Raw genomic sequence first — 16670 nt, 5'->3', positions numbered from 1 at the left:
CTTACCTGACGTTACCCAGCTCGCGCTGGATCGGTGACGTCGTTCCTTGCACCCGCGCTTGTGCGTCTTACCGCGCCTCGGGGTCATCCAGGAGATCGACCGCAACCACAGTGGCGATGATTTCTCCTCTGATTCGTACTGAACTTCGACGATGGGAGAAGCGTATGGTCGGGCCGGAGTGCTCACCCGAGTAGATAGCTACTCGAATTCCCTTGTGGGATTGCGTAGTTCTGTGGCGAACAGTGATCTCGCGATACGCGCCGTCGAAGTGGCGATAGGGTCTTCGCGCAGCTCAGGGCGGTACTGCGGGGCGCGTGGAGTATCGAGTAGGTAGGTAGCTGCTTCCGCTAGACGGCCGCGCGGCTCAATTCGGCTGTGGCGCCGAGGTATCGGGGCGTATGGCGCGGATACGTCGGTGCGGTCAATTCCCGTTGCCGCGGAAGAACAGGACGTTGTCGCCGTAGTCCGCGAGCGGAATGGCCAGTGCCGCCTGCCGGATGCCGCTGGCGGGCAGGTGGGTGAGTTTGGCGAACATATCGGTGTTACCGAAGGCGGCACGGACCTGGGTTTCGGACGCGTAGTCCGCGCCGTAGTCGGCCAGGGCGGCGAAGTCCAATGGTGCCAGGGGTGTATCGAGCGGAGCTTGACCGCTCGGGCGGCCGAGTGCGGCGTACTGGGTGGCCACACCGTCTTCGTATCGGCACAGCTCGTAGGACATCTTCTCGTTCGCGGTGACGCTGATGACCGGCCAGCGTGCGGAAAGATGCTGTGCCAGTGGGTGTTTGCCGACCGGTGCCATCTCCCAGTTCAGGCTCATGACGACAACCGAACCGCCGTACGGCTGTTCGATCAGCACCACATCGTCGCCGAGGGATTCGGCCGGGTTCAGTTCGGGATCGAAGGTGTGCCAGTGCGTTTCGTGTGCGCCGCGCACGGCCGTGCGATCGACCTGTCGTGCGTTGTCGGCGGCGTAGGCCGCGATGATCGCGGCGCGGACCTGGGCGACGGCATCGCGAGCGCTGCAGCGGACGCTCAATGCGCCGAAGGTCGCGCCGATTTCCACCGGCCGCGACGGTGGATCGGGTAGCGCACCCGCGGCCAGCGGCTTCAAGCCGACCAGCGCGAGTTTCCAGTTGATCTCTTCGATCGTGGCGAGATCGCCGGAAGTTTGGTACAGAATCTGCTGCTGCGTCAGATGTCCCGCGCGCTGCAAGGTCCGGGCTTCGAGTTTGGTGAGCGCGGTGAAGGACTTATTCGTGAAATCGATATCCTCGATGCGGGTTTCGCGCAGCCGCGCCGTCATCTCCGGTGAGGTCAGTGCCGCGTACCGCTCGCGGTACATCGCTACGGCCTGTTTGCGCTGGCGGCCGACCATCAGCGTGCGCAGCAGCATATTCAGGCTGGCGAGATACTTTCCGGACTGATCCGGATTCGCCGCGAACAGCGCGCTGCGGATACGCACGGCATCCTCGCTGGCGGCGACGGCGGCCTTCGGGTCGAGGCGGCACAACCAGACGCCGCATTTCGACAGCCCATCCGCGCAGACCGCGGCCACCTGCGGATGCGTCCGCGCCACTTGACGGTAGGTATGGCAGGCATTGCGGATAGTGCTCGCCGCGAGCTCACGGTGACCGATATGCCGGGTCGCCTGCTCGAAGACGCGCAGCGCATCCTGGACTTCGCCCGCGAATTCGGCGGTCACGCGACCGGCGGCGAGCCAGTGCAGCCGGATGCCAACAGACTCCTGCGATGGCGCGAGCGCCTCGGCCGTCCGGTCCCGGCCGGGGCCGTTCTTGGTGGCGACCAGGCCCTTTGCCAGGTCGCACAGCGATGTGGCCAAACGCAATTCGTTCTCGACCGTCCGGTCGATGGCTGCCCGGCGATCCTCGGCTACCCGACGCTCGAGTGCAGTCAGATCCCTCAGATCCATCGCGACCTCAACTCCCGCTTCACCTTCCGCGTCACGGTCGTCGAGCGGCCGCATTCTGCTCGACCGAGTTTGCCATACAAATGGCCGGAATGAGCAGGCAATCAACCGGCGACCGCTGCCGCCGCGATCGACCTGTTGACAGCTGTCGCGAATCAGCCCTCGAGCAGCAGTGTCACCGGACCGTCGTTGACGAGTTCGACGTGCATATGCGCGCCGAACCGGCCGGTGGCGACGGTCGCGCCGAGCCCGCGCAGTGCCTGGGCAAACGCTTCGACCAGCGGTTCGGCGACAGCGCCGGGCGCCGCGGCGGACCAGGACGGCCGCCGCCCCTTGCCGGTATCGGCGTAGAGGGTGAACTGGCTGACCACGAGTATCGGCGCATTCAGATCCGCGGCGGCGCGTTCCCCAGCCAGGATCCGCAGCCGCCACACCTTGTCCGCCAATGCCTTCGCGGTGGCCTCGGTGTCGTCATGCGTCACGCCGACCAGGGCGAGCAGGCCCTGCGGATTCGGTTCGATCCGGCCGACGGTCTGTCCGTCGACGGTCACTTGCGCGGCGGATACGCGCTGCACCAGTACTCGCATGCTTCGATCCTCGCACCCGGGTGATCGCGGTACCCGGCTGCACCGGACCGGCCTCAGGTCTGGTCCGGTTCGTCGGTCGGCTCGGCTTCGGTGATCGGGCGTGCCTCTTCGGTATGGGACGACGCCAGGTCGCGCAGGATTGCCGGATCGATCGCGAGGTCCTCCAACGCGGCGATATCCGTCGACGGGATCGGCGTATCACGGACTGCCAGAAAGGTATCGAGGATCGCGAGTGCGTCGGGTGATAGACCGGAATCGGCGGACAACAGCTCGTCCTGCAAGATTTCCAGCCCGGATGCCGCCTCGATACCGGGCGATGTGGGATCGACCCGCCGCCACCGCACCGCGGCCGTCCATGATGGGTCGGTACCGGCCCACGCCCAGATGACATCGCGAACGACCTTGTGCCGCAAGGTATATACCCGAAAATGTTCCGATGCGGATCCGGCCCGGTGCTCGATTTCGTAGACCCACTCGTGGCGGCGCGTTCGGATATAGGTCTCGTCCGTGCGTGCGACGACCAGGAATGGATCGTCCGGGTCGGCGGCGGCGACCACCAAGTCGTCGAGCAGTGCGCGGGTGAGGTAGGGCAGTGACCGGCCGTCACCGACGGTCACGTGGACCTCGACGTGACCGCGCGGGTCGTAGAGGTGGCCCGTCTCGACGTCGAGCACGGCGAGGTCGCGGTCCTTGGTGAGTTTCAGTACGGCGAGCAGGTGCTGGCCCCGGTTCGGTCCCCAGGTGCGCAGTACGGCGCCGCGCGAATCAGCAACGGCCGCAACGAATCCGACGGCGGCGCCGTTGCGGTCGATTTCGGCGATGAGGTCGTCGATGGCGGGTGGGGTCGCAATGTCGTCCGGAGCGGTGCACATCTGTCGGTACTGCTCCAGCGCGTCGAGCGCGGTATCGACCCCGTCGGCGGGTACCACCGCGAATTCGTAGGTCACTGCCAGGCTGGTCAGCAATGCCTCGAATTCCGGGGTCGGGCGCACCTCGACATTGTGATCGGGATCGATCTCGGTAATGGCGGCCAGGCTGATCTCCCCGTCTCGCCACCAGTAGACCGCCGGACTGATGGGCCGCGGTTCGCTGCGATAGGTGTTGGCGGCGACCTTGCCCAGCAGGATCATCGCCGTCAGTGCATTCGGTCCGACAATCGGATGCGCGTAGACGTTGCCCTCGTGCGAGACGACGAAAAGCGCTCCGTACGTTCCGATTACCGGATAATCGCCGAGCCAGTTCGAATGGGCGCTGGCGGAATCCGAGCCGCTAAGAATGGCGAAATGCGCATCGTTGTAGTTGCGCCATTCGATCTCGAGCCGCCCGGCCGCGCGAGTATTCGCCTCGGCCAGTTCGAAGAGTTCGTTGCTATCGATCTGCCACTGGTCGAGCTGATCGGTGGTGACGGCCTCGGCGGTGCGGGGTTGCTCGATCACCACCACCTGAATGATGCCCGGCGCGATGTAGCGCCCGACGTTGTCGATACCGGCGATGGTTTCCGACGACGCGAATCGTGTCCTGAGAAGTCCACGCACGGTAAGGAATTCGTCGATGTCGAGCGGCTCGGTGTTATCGAGATCCACTCGCGTCAGAAACGTTTCGACATGATCGGCGACGAGCGAGGGCCACTGCTCGAACGGCTGCTCGTCGAGTCTGCGCCGCAGGTTGTGCAGCCACAGGAAATGCGGCCCGTCGCCGCCTGGCCCCACCAATTGCACTTCGTCGGGTTCAGTTGCCCGGCACGAATACCCCATGTGCTCAGCCGCCACGGTCACCAGCGAAATCAACGGGTCCGAAGGCAAGTCGGCCACGACATCTCCTGAGATCGGCGTCCCCCCGACCCTAGGTGACGCGACCGGCGCGGACTGTTGCCGTTCGTGGGAGGACCGCCTACTCGGGCCGTGACGGTGTGTTCCCAGCGGTGGGTACGGTTCTGGACGGTAGACTCGAGGTTGTCGATAGTGTCGGCTCACGTCGGGGTGATGGTGGCGTTGAGCGACCGAAAGTCACAGCACTGGACCAATTCTCAGAGAAGATTCGGGGATATGACCAAGGGTTACGATGAGAGGCCGGTCACGCTGGCTCCTATTTTCCTAGCCAGCTTTGCACTGTGGGTCGGTCGGAGTATTCGGGATGTGGTGCGTCCGTCGACAGGCGGACGGCAGGGACTGGTCGTACCGGATCGGGATTTCCAACTCGAGGCTGTCTTCGATGAGCAGACTCCGGTCGTATTCCGTGGTGTCGCAACAACATGGCCCGTATTCGAGGATTTTCAGCCGGAAGCGCTGCGCGAGAAATACGGCGACAAGAAGGTCGCCGCGCTGACCAGCGCGACCAACGTGTTCACCCAGGAGACGTCGCCGGTCGAGGTGCTCGAATATCGCGATGTCATGGCAGCCGTCTTCGATGAGCCGAAGCCGGGCAAGAACTATTACTCGCGTGCCGCCGCCGAACCGCAGCCGCTCGCCGATCAGCTGCCCGCGCGCGTCGGCACTCGGCAGCAGAGTTCGGCGGCGAGCAGTGTGTGGATCGGCCAGCAGGGCAATCTGACTCCGTTGCACAATGACCCATGGCACGGCCTGCTGATTCAGCTGCACGGTCGCAAGCGGGTCCGGCTGTTTCCGCCGAATGAGTACCGCAATGTGTACGGCCGGATACCGAGGAAAGTTTCCGACCCCTACACCGGACTGCCCGACGAATTCGATCCGGATGTCAGCAGTTTCGAGAAGCTGGGCGAGGCATCCTGCTACGACGTGGTCCTCGAGACCGGTGACATCCTCTACATCCCGATGTTCTGGTGGCACCAGGTCGAATCCGTGGATCCGGCGATCTCGTATGTCGCGCGCTACAACCCGAGCTACTTCGAGTTCATGAAGGCGGCCTTCTTCCCGATGGCGGTGCGCGGTGTGCTACGCATTGTCGACGGCATCGTGGGCAGGTTCCGTAAACAGAAGTGACCGCGAACCGCGGTTCATGGGCACTGTAGCCGGCGCGGCGCTCGCCGTTCATGTTCGAGCTACCGATGAGTTGCCGAGCGCGCTGTCACCGTCGACCTTGGGACTGTGCGTGCGGGTCGGTGTGCATATGAGGGAGATTGCGGCGACGTGACCACACCTGATGGCGAAGCGACCGGTGGCAAGTCGAATGACGGGCCGAACTCGGATCGCGAGCAGCGCGCGGCCGGGACCGATGGCGATGCGGAGTTCATGGCCGAGTTCATGAAGGCCTTCGAGGCGGCCGACGATAACCCGAGCGACGACGACCCGACCGTGGACGAAGACGCCGCTGATATCGGCTTGGCCCTCGACGAACCGGTAGACGTCGCCGAGCAGGCCGAACAGCTCGTACATCGGATCGCCCGCGCACTCGCGGTCGGTGGCCCATCGGGCTGGCGTCGCCTGGAGGCCGTGTTCGCGATGACCACGAGCACCGAAATCGGGTTGGTGACCTTCGCCGATGACGAGCAGCGGGAGGTGCGGGTCCAGCCGAGCGATGATGTGCTCGAGCTGGTTCGCGAACAGCGGCATCTTTCGGCGCAACTGAGCGACGGTCCCTGGTGGCGCCTGTTGATCGACCTGGCGAGCACCGGCGAGATCGAGGTCGATTACGACTACGGTGACGAGCCCTTCCCGGACGATCACCTATTCCTCCCCGACGCCTATCTCGCGGATTTGCAGGCGTATCCGCGCGACCGGCTGCCGGTCTGGCTCGCGGCCTATATCCGCCACGGTGACCGGCAATCCCGCCCGGCCGCCGCCGCGGCCGCGCAGGCCAGGGCGGACCGGGAAATCGGGGTCCGGCCGGTGCTGTCCGAGCGGGACTTTCCGGCCTTTCCGGTGCTGTCGGCCCGCTGGGCGGTCATCGCAGCCGCCTTCGTGGCGGCCGGATCACAGTGGGGACCAAGGGTTTTGCCCGCGCTCGGCTGGTTCGAAGGTTCGAAACGCAGCGGGTCGACCCTATATGCCCTGCCAGGTGGTCGCGCGGTGCTGTCCGGTGGCGTGTGGGATGCCCCCGAACTCGATGCCGTCTACAACGGCGGGACGCCGATGCCCGCACTGTACGCCGGTGCCCCGGAGTGGGTCGCCAATCCGGTGCTGAATCCGCGCGCGGCCAGCGGATTGTTGACGTTCTGCTATTGGTGGGACGGTGGTCGGTGGTATCGCGGCGAGTCGCCGACCGCGGACCGGGTCAGCGAAGCGGTGCCCGGCATCTGGACCTCCGATACCGTGGCCGGTGTGGTCGCGAGCCTGGTCGCGGAGCAGCCGACCGATGTTCAGCGCGCGGCGGTGGCGAATCTGGTGTCGGCGGCGGAAATCGGTGTGGTAACCCGGGATACGCTCGTCGAGGTCTTCGGCGACGACAGCACTTTCGATATCGATGGCGCCCTCTATCAGCTCACGCTGGCCGGTGTGACGATCACCTTGCCGGAGCCGATCTCGCGGGAAACCGCGATAGCGCAGGTCCGGCGGTTCGTTCTGGATCAGAACATGGACACCATCGGCTATCCGCTGGAAAATCTGCGCGCGGACCGGATCAGCGTCGGATGGATGGTGTACGTGCCGACCGAACCCGGCGAGATATCGATCGGACGCGCGATCTTCTATGTCGCGGATGACGGTGTGCTGGAACAATCTTCGTCATCGGTGGCGCCGTCGGTCTATGCGGCTGAGTTCGAGCAGCGCTTCCAGCAGCGGCACGGTTCGGTGCAGAGCTAGGAGCCGTCGGTGCGCCACCGATAGCCGAAGCCGCGGATGGTGGTGATCAAACCGGGCCGGTCGAGTTTCGCGCGCAATCCGGCCATATGCACATCGAGCGCGCGCGATACCGAGGCCGATGAGTCGCCCCAGATGCGGTCCATCAGTTCTTGCCTGCTGACGGCGGTATCGGGGCGTTCCGCGAGGATCCGAACCAGCTGGAATTCCTTGTGGGTGAGCATGATCGGCACTCCGGCGACCTCGACCTGCCGAGCCATCAGATCCACTCGAACATCTTGGGAGACAACCGCTTCCATGGGTGAGGTATGGATCACGACGCGGCGGGTGACGGTCTCCAGCCGTGCGACCAACTCCGCGATGCGCGGCGGTTTCACCAGATAGTCGTCCGCGCCGGAGCGCAGTGCGTGCACGACGGTGCGCTCACCGGCCCGGGCGGTGAGGATCAGCACCGGAACCGAGCTGACCGCACGCAGCCGCCGCAATACCTCCAGCCCGTCCATATCCGGCAGTCCGAGATCGAGGATCACCGCGTCGTAGTCGCGGTGCGTGCGAAGTAGGTCCGCACCGCGCCGCTTGCGGTCGACGAGGTAGCCGCGAGCTGTGAGCGCGGCCTGCAGCGCTTCACCGACTCCGTCATCGTCTTCCACCAGCACAAGCCGCACGCGCCGATCCTTGCAAAGCGAAGGTTCGACGCGCAGGCATTTGCGGATAGCCATGCTCGATGCCCGGCCACCTCGGCGTCGGCGTCGGCCTTCGCCTCGATCGCGGAGTTCTTCGAGGTCTCGCGCATGAGGTATTCGCGAGCACGGTTTATGATCGAACCCGCGCGCCGGACGATCGTATTCGGCCTGGAATTGCTCGCATTCGTCCATGCTTCGCCGCAACCACATGACCAGCAGCGCATCGCCCGCGCCGATCAGGAACGGAATGCGCCGGCCCCACGTGTGCCTCTGCGCGTCGCCGAGAATGTTCCACAGCACGATCCGAGCCGACTTCAACGCTCGAAATTCGGCAGATGCGCAGGTCGAAGGCGATTCGAATTCTTAACAGTCCCTTTAGCTAGTCACCATCGGTAACGGGATACGGGCGCCGATCCGCATGCCAGTATCGGAAATGACACCGATGGCGACTATGTGCCGAGCACTCGATACAACAGTGCATGTTCGGTGAATCGGTTGTGTTGGAACAGGAACGAGAGCAATGACTCGAGCATCGCGTAGCGATTCCGTGCGGGGTGGCGATCGGGCGACGGGTGGGCGCGACGGACATATCGTCGTCGCCGACCACGGCCGGTACGCCGACACCTTGGTTTCGCGCATCGCGAGCGAGTTGGGCGAACTCGGACCACTCGGTTGGCAGCGGCTGAACGCGGTATTCGCCCTCACCGTGACCGTCGAATCGGCTCGCGTCGAGTTCACCGGCGAGCATCGGCCGGTGCGCCTGGAAGTGCCGGAGTCGGTGGTCGCGCTGGTGCGGCAGTGCCGTGCCGAGATCGCCGCGTCCGGCACCGAGCCGTGGTGGCGACTGTTGTTGCGGGCCAACGCATATGGTGATGTAGAGGTCGACTACGACTACGGCGACGAACCGTTCCCGGCCGATCAACTCTTCCGCCCGGAGGCGTATCGCGCCGACGTGGCTGCGTATCCGCGCCCGCGACTGCCGGTGTGGTTGGCGGCTTACATGGGTCACCGTGACCGACAGTGTCGCCGCCCGCGCCGTGCCGTGGCCGCCGCGCTCGTCGACCGGGCGCACGGGGTGACCGCGCGCCCGGTGGATCCGGAACTGCCGTCGTTTCCGCAGTTGTGGGCCCGCTGGGCGATGATTTCGGCGGCGCACGTCGCCGTTTCGTCCGACCGCGGGCCCCGCGTCGTGCCGTCGAACGGCTGGTTCGAGAGCGGCGGGAACCGCAGCAGCGGCTCCACCCTGTATGTCGTGCCGGGTGGCCGTGCCGTGCTTTCGGGCGGGGTATGGGACGCACCGGCCTTGAACGCGGCTTACAACGGCGGTGTCGACCTGCCGAATTTCTATGCGGGAGCACCGGATTGGGTGACCAATGCGGTACTGAGTCCACGTGCGGCCGTCGGATTGCTCTCGTTCTGCTTCTGGTGGGACGGCCAGCGGTGGTGCTGCGGGGAGTCGCCCTCGGTACAGCAGTGCGGTGTGGCGATGCCGGAAATCTGGGAGTCGCACACCGTGATCGAGACGGTGGCCCGGTTACTGTCGGGGGATCCGGGCACCCGAACGCGAACCGCGGTGGCGCAGTTGCTGACTGCCACCGAGCGCGGCACGATCACGCGAGAGCTGTTGGTGGACGTCTTCGGACGCGATGCCGATCTCGAAGCCGCGATGCGTCAGCTTTCCGCGGCCGGATTATTTGCGCCGCAACCGAATCGAGTCCATGCCGGAAACCGGTGGCGACAGCCGGTTTCCGAGAGCGTTCCGGGATTTCATCTTTTGGACGGCAGACGTCCGTGCGGTGATCAGGTTGCGCTTTAACCTGAGTTCCGAGAGGGCTCGAGCACAGCTGGTGGAGCGGACCCGAAATCTATCTGCGGATCGACGATTGCGACATGATCACCGCGGGCATCAATCCACAGCTGGAGTACCTGCCGCAGGCCCGCGATATCGGTCTGCACGTGGTCGTCACCGACGCACCGGCGGCGTCTCGCGCGCGACGACAATGTGCTCGGCGATATGAAGAACCTCTCCGTCGACGCGCTGATCATGAGCGGCCGCAAGGACGAAGGCAAGCCGATGGTGATGTCCGTCCGATGACGCTGCCGCCCGGACGCGGCATCCTGGTGTCGCGCAACCGCGGTCAGGAGATGGTGACGATCGCCTATCTGCCGCCGCTGTGAGCCTCCGGCGCTGGCTGCGGCGCTGGCTGCGGTACATGGGTCAGCATCGGCGTCATCGGCTCGAAGGTCCAACTGTCGGAGCGGCGTTGGAACAGCGCGCGGGACGGTCCCGAGGCGGCCGGGCCCGCGATCCTGGCCAGATGGAAGCCTTCCCTGCGGTAGTAGTCGTGCAGGTCGGTGTTGGTGGTCCAGGCATCTAGTCGGACCCAATGGCGTTGTCGTTGGCGCGCAAGCGATGCGGCGTGCGCCAATAGCCGGTGGCCGACGCGCTGCCCGGCGAAGCGAAGATCGACGATCATGAAATGCGCGATCACCGCATCGGCCAGTTCCCATGGCGACCACAAACCCGGGTCCGCATGGTCGTTGACGGTGATCGTCCCGGCCGGTTCCCCGGCCACCTCGGCGATCCAGGTTTCGCCCGCGTCCAGCGATCGGCCGACCGCCCGTGCGAAGATCTCGATCGGCAGGCCACGGCCCGCGACGGTCCACTGATCGGAGCCACGCGCCGTGAGCCAGGCGGTGCGCTGGATCCGGAGCCGGCAGATGGTGCCGAGATCACTCAGGGTTGCCCGGCGGATGGAATTCATGACTGCACCGTATTCATGGCCGAACGTTTTTCATGGCAACGAGATACCCGGCCGGTAGGAAATGCCGAGCGTATGTCGGATGACGTTGCTGCCCTCGTCATCGCCGAGCTCATAGGCCAGCCGGTTGCGGGTGGCGATCGACCGATGCCGGGTGGCCCTGGTGATGCGCTCGTGATTGGCGCCGATCCGGAGATGATCCAGCAGGATGGTGCCGGTCGCGACACCGAGCACGATCGCCTCCTCGGCACTGGCCGGGCGGGCGACAAGCGTGTCGCGGTGCGCGGTCTCGGCGTGGCCGCGGTCGGCAAGTCGGCGTGTCGTGCCCTCGGGAATATCGTGCGGCGAGTCGATGCCGGTCGCCTCCGCCAAGTCTCGTGGATAGAAACTGACCTCCCACGACCACGGCTCGTTGTCCAGATACTGGACGACCGTCCTGGCCAGTACCCAGGAATCCTCCGGCACGCCGAGCCAATGCGCCACCTCCGGATTCGCGGGTTCCATCTTCGCGCTGAACTCCTTGGTCGGCTCGCGATGTGCGGCACGCGCGATCTCTTCGAAAATATCGTGGGCCGATTGCGGACGATCCGGACGAATATGGTCGGTGACAACCGATTCCAGAACTTCTTGGTTTCGCACGATCGTTCCGCGGGAAGTAGCTGTGTAGACCAGATTTTCGGTGACCAGAACCTGAATAGCATTGCGCGCGGTAGTGATCGAAACCTGCATTTGATCGGCCAGCTCGGTATGGCTGGGCAACCGATCGCCCGGATTCCACTTGCCTGCGCGGATCTCCTCGCGGAGGAGGTCTGCGATCCGGAGATACGTCGGACCGTCCGCCATCTTGCTCCTCGGTCAGTCGTGCAGGTAACGAAGTGTACTCTTCGTGTCTCCCTACGGCCGGGTAACGCTTGACAGGTGCCTTCAGAGGTTTATTGTAATGAACGTCCTGATCCAGGTGTTGTGCGGCGATGACGGCGAGGCAACGTGGCAGGTTCGGATTCATCAACGGTTGTGATGGCTCTTCCAGGCACACCGAGGTGTGTCGATTCGACGGTGCAGTCCCTGACTCCCGGGCTACTTCCCACGTCGGATCTACTTGTTCGGGCGTGTCGCGGTCACCGGGTTGTCGGTGGTCCGCTGCTATGGTTCGCCCGTGACCTGGCGATTCTGCATGAGAGACGGCTCGTAGGTCGTGGCGGATCGGTATCCACCGATCCGGCGACGATCCTCGAAATCGAGCGTCGCAGAATCGAATTGGTCATGGCGATCGACGATTGGGTGGCGCGCAGTGTGCCGCAGCACCGGCTCGGCGCGACACTACACACCGAAACCGTCGGCTCGGTCATCGACCGGATCGCGGAGTCCTCGGTCCGCGCTCACCACGCGTTGATGACCCTGGACGCGCACGACGAACAGCTACACGGCGCGTGGCATCATCTGGCCGAATTGGCCGATGCCTACGACGATTTGGTGCGCGATGTACTCGCGGGGCGGCGGCGACTCCCGGAGTGGTGACGACCCGGGTTGACGAGGGGCCGTGGCTTCCCAGCCGGGTGTCACGGCCCCTTGCCGATTCGCGGCGGTCAGCTCACCGGTGCCTGGTGTCGGGTGACAGGCACCAGCGCCCGTCCTCGGCTTCGCGGACCAAATCTCCGTAGGCATTTGACAATTCGGCCAGCCGCGTCCATGCCACGTGCATATGTTCGCCGGTCAGATCATCGGTCATCAGCAGGTGGAAGGCGCGGTCGGCGGTGGCGGCGATGCGATCGATGATGTCGCCGAGTGCGGCGGCGCGATGGTCGGCGGCGCGCAGCGGCAGGTGCTCGGTTGCCCAGGCATTGATATTGGCAACCAATTCCATGCGGAGACAGTCGATTACCGCCGCACGCTGAGGATGCTCCCGTCTCATGCGGTGCAACCGGACCAGATCACGCGACCATCGGCAGACATGCCCGCGGACCTGTTTTCCGCTCAGTGCGCACAGTAGTTCGCTGGTGCTCGGCAGTGCCGAGCCGACATTCGTGCGCACCAGCGTCGGCGGCCGACGGAACGTCGGGTTACTACAGTGCGCCGGCGCGTTCACAGCGGTGCGGTGAGCTCGAGGTGGATACCGTCGGGATCGCTGAAGGACAGGATCGCGATGCCGAGTCCGTCCAGTAGCGTGACCTCGCCGTGTTCGATTCCGGCCGCGGCCAACCGGGCGGCGGTGCTGGTCAGATCATCGACCGAGGGCACAGCGAAGCTGAGATGGTCCAGACCGACGCGTTCGGAATCGAATTTGTCGCTCGGTTCGGCCACCGGACGTAGTCCGAACAGCATTCCGTTCGTTTGGAATACGACGCCGCCGTAGAACTGGGCCGGATCGGTGCGCACCTGCGGATCCTCGGGACGGCCCGGCGATTCCACCGCGATCTCGAAACCGAGCACATCACGGTAGAACGCCTTGGAGCGGTCGATATCGGTCACGGTCAGCCGGATGTGGTGGATACCGGTGGTTTCGACGATCGTCATATGAACTCCGCAGGGCAGGCCGGGTAAGTAATACGAACACTAAGCCGCTTATTCCGCAGTTCCGAGTGTCGGAAACGACATATTCAGTACTGTTTGCGACATGGATGTTGCGGTCTTCGTGCAGGACGGCGTCGCCGACCTCGGACTCACCGCTGTACTGGAGACCTTCGCCACCGCCAATGGACTGCGCGAGGAGTTGGAGTCGGCTCCCGAACCATGGCGGGTGCATCTCGTCGCCGATGGCGAACAAGTGCTTACGGCGCACGGTTTCCGCGCGCAGACGACACCGATGACCGAACTGCCCGACGATGTCGGTCTGATCGTCGTCCCGGCAACGCGCGTCCTGGACGCGGACGGGCTGATCGGCTTGGTATCCGCACCCGCGAATCGGCCGGTGCTGCAACTGATGACGCGGGCCTACGAATCCGGTGCGCACCTCGCCGCGGCCTGCACCGGAACCTTCTACCTGGCCGAGGCGGGTGTGTTGGACGGCGTGGTGGCAACGACGAGTTGGTGGCTCGGCCCGGCCTTTCGGCGCCGGTATCCGCGCATCGACCTGGACGAGAGCCGAATTCTGTGCCGGGCGGATCGGCTCACCACCGCGGCGGCCTCGCTCTCGCATATCGACCTCGCGCTGGCGCTGATCGCCGCGCAGAGTCCCACCCTGGCCGAATTGACCGCGCGATATCTGGTGGTCGGCGATCGCCGAATGCAGATCGACTCCGCGATTCCCGAGGTGATCGCCCGCAACGACTCCCTGGTCGCGACATTCGAGCGATGGGTGCGCGACCACATCGCCGAGCAGTTCCGAATCGCCGACGCGGCACATCTACTCGGCGTCACCGAACGCACGCTACAGCGCGCCACCCAAGCCGAAATCGGAATGTCACCACGGGATTTCGTGCACGAGGTCCGGTTGGAACGCGCCACCCAACTACTGCGCACCACGACCTTGACCATCGACGCGATAGCGGTCAAGGTCGGCTACCTGAACGCGGGCACACTGCGCGGACTGTTCCGTCGCCGTCGCGGGCGATCCATTGCGGAGGTGCGTGCGTCCCGGCTGTCATGGTGAGTTTTCCGCGCATGGTTGTGGCCGCGGTGATTTCACGAAGCGAGTCTTACGAGCGGAGTTCGTGGGCCGTGTCGCGTCCGCGCGAAGGCGCGGCCATCGAGCTCAGCCGAGTAGGAAGCGTAGACGCCGCAGTCGCGAGTATCGACGACGTCGTCAGCGACTGGTTGCAGATCGCTCGAATGGTCGGACATGAGGGTCGCCACGACCCCTCATCGAACCGCTACATTTCGGGCCGCGAACACGCCGCGTCGCAGGTGCGGCGAATCAAACACCATAGCGGCGGTGATCGATGCCGAATTCGTCTGCGACGGTAGCGGCGAGTTCGACGTAGGCGCGCTTGGTGGTCTTGTGCAGGCGGTGCAGATCGATCTCGGCGCCCTCGGACAGGTGCGAGTCGAACGGGATGATGTGCACGGCGCGGCAGCGCGACAGGAAGTATTCGCGCAGCTGCTGGATGCCGACATTCGGGGAACCCTCACGCGGCAGGTTGATCACCACGACCGCATTGCGGACCAGATGGTCGTGGCCGTGCAGGGACAACCAGTCGAGCGTCGCGGCGGCACTGCGCGCGCCATCGATCGCCGCCGAGGAGATCAGCACCAGCGAATGCGCGAGGTCGAGTACACCGCCCATTGCCGAATGCATCAGTCCGGTACCGCAGTCGGTCAGGATGATGTTGTAGAACCGCTGCAGAATGCGGGCGACCGCGCGGTACTCCTCATCGTTGAACGACTCCGACGCCGCCGGATCACGTTCGCTGGCAAGCACTTCCAATCGGCTGGTGCCCTGCGAGGTATGCCTGCGCACATCCGAATACCGCTGGATCGCGGGATCGAGCAACAGATCTCGCACGGTCGAGCGGGTCTGCAGCGGCACCCGCTGCGACAGCGTGCCGAAGTCCGGATTGGCATCGACCGCGATCACTCGGTCACCACGGATGGAGGCGAAGATCGACCCGAGACCCATTGTCGTGGTGGTCTTTCCGACACCGCCCTTGAGCGAGAGCACCGCGATCCGATAGTCACCGCGCACCGGCTGTCGGATCCGCGCCACCAACTCCTGCAGCCGCAACTCCTCTGACGACAAGCCGGGATTGATGGCGCCACCGGACACATGGTGCACCGCCTTGCGCCACCCACTGCTCGGCGACTTCTTCGCGCGCCGCAATGGCACGTCATCGAGCGAAGGGTGTGGACCATGCGGAGGCTGCGGCTGATATGGCGCGGGCTGATACTGCCCACCCTGCTGATACCCGGGCGGCATCCCCTGCAGCCCAGCGGGCGGACGGCCGTATCCCTGCGGATCCCCAACGGGCGCTTGCTGTCCCATCGGCCCCGAAGCCTGCCCCTGCTGCCAGTGGTCACCCGTCGACTGCTGCCCCGACCCCCGTGCCGCCGGATTCTGCCACTGCTCACCCTCAGGCGCCCGCCCGACCTGCGGCTGCCCATACCCGGGCGCGCCCTGCCACGGCGCGTGATCCCCGCCGGGCGCTCGGCCTATGGGTCCGGGTCCCTGCCACCCCGCCTGATCACCCGACGCCTGCCCCATTGGCCCGGCCACACCTTGCCATGGTGCCTGGTCGCCGCCGGGAACCTGACCTGCCGGTTGCGGTGCCTGGTCGCCGGGCGCTGGGCCAGTAGGTGCGGGTCCGCCTTGCCACGATGCGTGGTCGCTACCGGGTGCGTGCCCGATGGGTCCGCTCTGTGCTTGGTCGCTGCCGGGCGCTTGGCCCGTAGGTGCGGGTCCGCCTTGCCACACGTGGTCGCCGCCAGGTGTGTACCCGGTGCGACCGCTCTGTGACGATGCTTCATCGCCGCCGGGCATCTGCCCCATAGGCGCGGGTCCACCTTGCCATGACACGTGGTCGTCACCGATTGCTTGGCCGGTAGATCCGGAGCCGCCGTGCCATGGCATCTGATCGCTGCCGGGTATGCGCGCGATTGGCCCGCTCTGTGACGGTCCCTGGTCGCCGCCAGACGCCTGTCCTGTGGGCGCGGGTCCGCCTTGCCATGGTGCGTGAGTGTCGCCTGAGGCTTGCGCCATGGGACCGCTCTGCCACGGTGGGTCAGCCTGCTCGCTGACCGATGCCTGCCCGATGGGAGGTTGCGTGTGCCCGGGCCCGGTCTGCTGCGGCGCGGCTTGATCGCTGCCAACGGCTTGCCCCGTGGGCCCGAGGCCGACCGCCCGGAGGCTTTGGTCGCTGCCGGGTACCTGCCCGGTGGGCGCTAGTCCGCCTTGCCATGGTGCGTGAGCGTCGCTTGGGGCGTGCCCTATTGGACCGCTCTGCCATGGGTCGGCCTGCTCGCTGACGGGTGCCTGCCCGATGGGCGGTTGCGTGTACCTGGGCCCGGTCTGCTGCGGCGCGGCGTGATCGCGTGCCGCGCCAGCTTGCCCCGTGGGCGCGGAGCCG

Annotated in this window: 15 protein-coding genes; 6 read left to right on the top strand and 9 right to left on the bottom strand. The window is 65.4% G+C overall.

Annotated elements, in window-relative coordinates; genetic code table 11:
- Positions 1–421: 421 nt before the first annotated feature.
- From ACQP1T_RS34990 to ACQP1T_RS34980, 3 genes are all read right to left on the bottom strand, one after another.
- A complete protein-coding gene (locus ACQP1T_RS34990; protein ID WP_433757266.1) occupies positions 422–1930 on the bottom strand; it encodes a hypothetical protein in 1509 nt (502 codons plus the stop codon).
- Positions 1931–2082: 152 nt separating this feature from the next.
- Complete coding sequence (gene dtd, locus ACQP1T_RS34985) at positions 2083–2514, bottom strand: D-aminoacyl-tRNA deacylase (RefSeq protein WP_433757265.1); 432 nt, start codon at positions 2512–2514, stop codon at positions 2083–2085.
- A gap of 53 nt (positions 2515–2567) precedes the next feature.
- Entirely contained in the window at positions 2568–4325 is a 1758-nt protein-coding gene (locus tag ACQP1T_RS34980; RefSeq protein ID WP_433757264.1) for a hypothetical protein, read from the bottom strand.
- Between the two features lie 324 nt (positions 4326–4649).
- On the opposite strand from ACQP1T_RS34980, the gene ACQP1T_RS34975 reads away from it, so the two are divergent.
- Entirely contained in the window at positions 4650–5471 is an 822-nt protein-coding gene (locus ACQP1T_RS34975) for a cupin-like domain-containing protein (RefSeq protein WP_433757263.1), read from the top strand.
- Between the two features lie 147 nt (positions 5472–5618).
- A complete protein-coding gene (locus ACQP1T_RS34970; RefSeq protein ID WP_433757261.1) occupies positions 5619–7229 on the top strand; it encodes a hypothetical protein in 1611 nt (536 codons plus the stop codon).
- Here the strand turns inward: ACQP1T_RS34970 and ACQP1T_RS34965 are convergent.
- The gene (locus ACQP1T_RS34965; protein WP_433757260.1) at positions 7226–7891 is read right to left on the bottom strand and encodes a response regulator transcription factor; all 666 of its coding nucleotides are present in this window, start codon (positions 7889–7891) and stop codon (positions 7226–7228) included. The genes ACQP1T_RS34970 and ACQP1T_RS34965 overlap by 4 nt on opposite strands.
- Before the next feature lie 538 nt (positions 7892–8429).
- Here ACQP1T_RS34965 and ACQP1T_RS34960 point away from each other — a divergent pair.
- Positions 8430–9725, top strand: coding sequence for a hypothetical protein (locus ACQP1T_RS34960; protein ID WP_433757259.1), 1296 nt, complete (start codon positions 8430–8432; stop codon positions 9723–9725).
- Positions 9726–9799: 74 nt separating this feature from the next.
- Positions 9800–10087 carry a hypothetical protein gene (locus ACQP1T_RS34955; protein ID WP_433757258.1) on the top strand — a complete coding sequence of 96 codons (288 nt, stop codon included), beginning with the start codon at positions 9800–9802 and terminating at the stop codon, positions 10085–10087.
- On the opposite strand, the gene ACQP1T_RS34950 is transcribed toward ACQP1T_RS34955, so the two are convergent.
- Both ACQP1T_RS34950 and ACQP1T_RS34945 read right to left on the bottom strand, forming a co-directional pair.
- A complete protein-coding gene (locus ACQP1T_RS34950; protein ID WP_433757257.1) occupies positions 10069–10674 on the bottom strand; it encodes a GNAT family N-acetyltransferase in 606 nt (201 codons plus the stop codon). The two genes, ACQP1T_RS34955 and ACQP1T_RS34950, sit on opposite strands and share 19 nt — an antisense overlap.
- Before the next feature lie 30 nt (positions 10675–10704).
- Entirely contained in the window at positions 10705–11514 is an 810-nt protein-coding gene (locus ACQP1T_RS34945) for a GntR family transcriptional regulator (RefSeq protein ID WP_433757256.1), read from the bottom strand.
- A gap of 174 nt (positions 11515–11688) precedes the next feature.
- On the opposite strand from ACQP1T_RS34945, the gene ACQP1T_RS34940 reads away from it, so the two are divergent.
- Positions 11689–12189, top strand: coding sequence for a DUF4254 domain-containing protein (locus ACQP1T_RS34940; RefSeq protein WP_062983115.1), 501 nt, complete (start codon positions 11689–11691; stop codon positions 12187–12189).
- A gap of 73 nt (positions 12190–12262) precedes the next feature.
- Here the strand turns inward: ACQP1T_RS34940 and ACQP1T_RS34935 are convergent, their stop codons facing one another.
- The gene (locus tag ACQP1T_RS34935; RefSeq protein WP_433757255.1) at positions 12263–12535 is read right to left on the bottom strand and encodes a hypothetical protein; all 273 of its coding nucleotides are present in this window, start codon (positions 12533–12535) and stop codon (positions 12263–12265) included.
- A gap of 218 nt (positions 12536–12753) precedes the next feature.
- Positions 12754–13185, bottom strand: a complete 432-nt coding sequence (locus ACQP1T_RS34930; RefSeq protein ID WP_433757254.1) for a VOC family protein — start codon at positions 13183–13185, stop codon at positions 12754–12756.
- 100 nt (positions 13186–13285) lie between these two features.
- Here ACQP1T_RS34930 and ACQP1T_RS34925 point away from each other — a divergent pair, with 100 nt between their 5' ends.
- Complete coding sequence (locus ACQP1T_RS34925) at positions 13286–14260, top strand: GlxA family transcriptional regulator (RefSeq protein WP_433757253.1); 975 nt, start codon at positions 13286–13288, stop codon at positions 14258–14260.
- A 264-nt stretch (positions 14261–14524) separates the two neighbouring features.
- On the opposite strand, the gene ACQP1T_RS34920 is transcribed toward ACQP1T_RS34925, so the two are convergent.
- Entirely contained in the window at positions 14525–15808 is a 1284-nt protein-coding gene (locus tag ACQP1T_RS34920) for an AAA family ATPase (protein ID WP_433757252.1), read from the bottom strand.
- Positions 15809–16670 lie beyond the last annotated feature (862 nt).

The sequence above is a fragment of the Nocardia sp. CA-135398 genome (assembly GCF_050955845.1).
GTDB lineage: Bacteria > Actinomycetota > Actinomycetes > Mycobacteriales > Mycobacteriaceae > Nocardia.
This window is presented reverse-complemented; position numbering and strand designations above follow the sequence as displayed.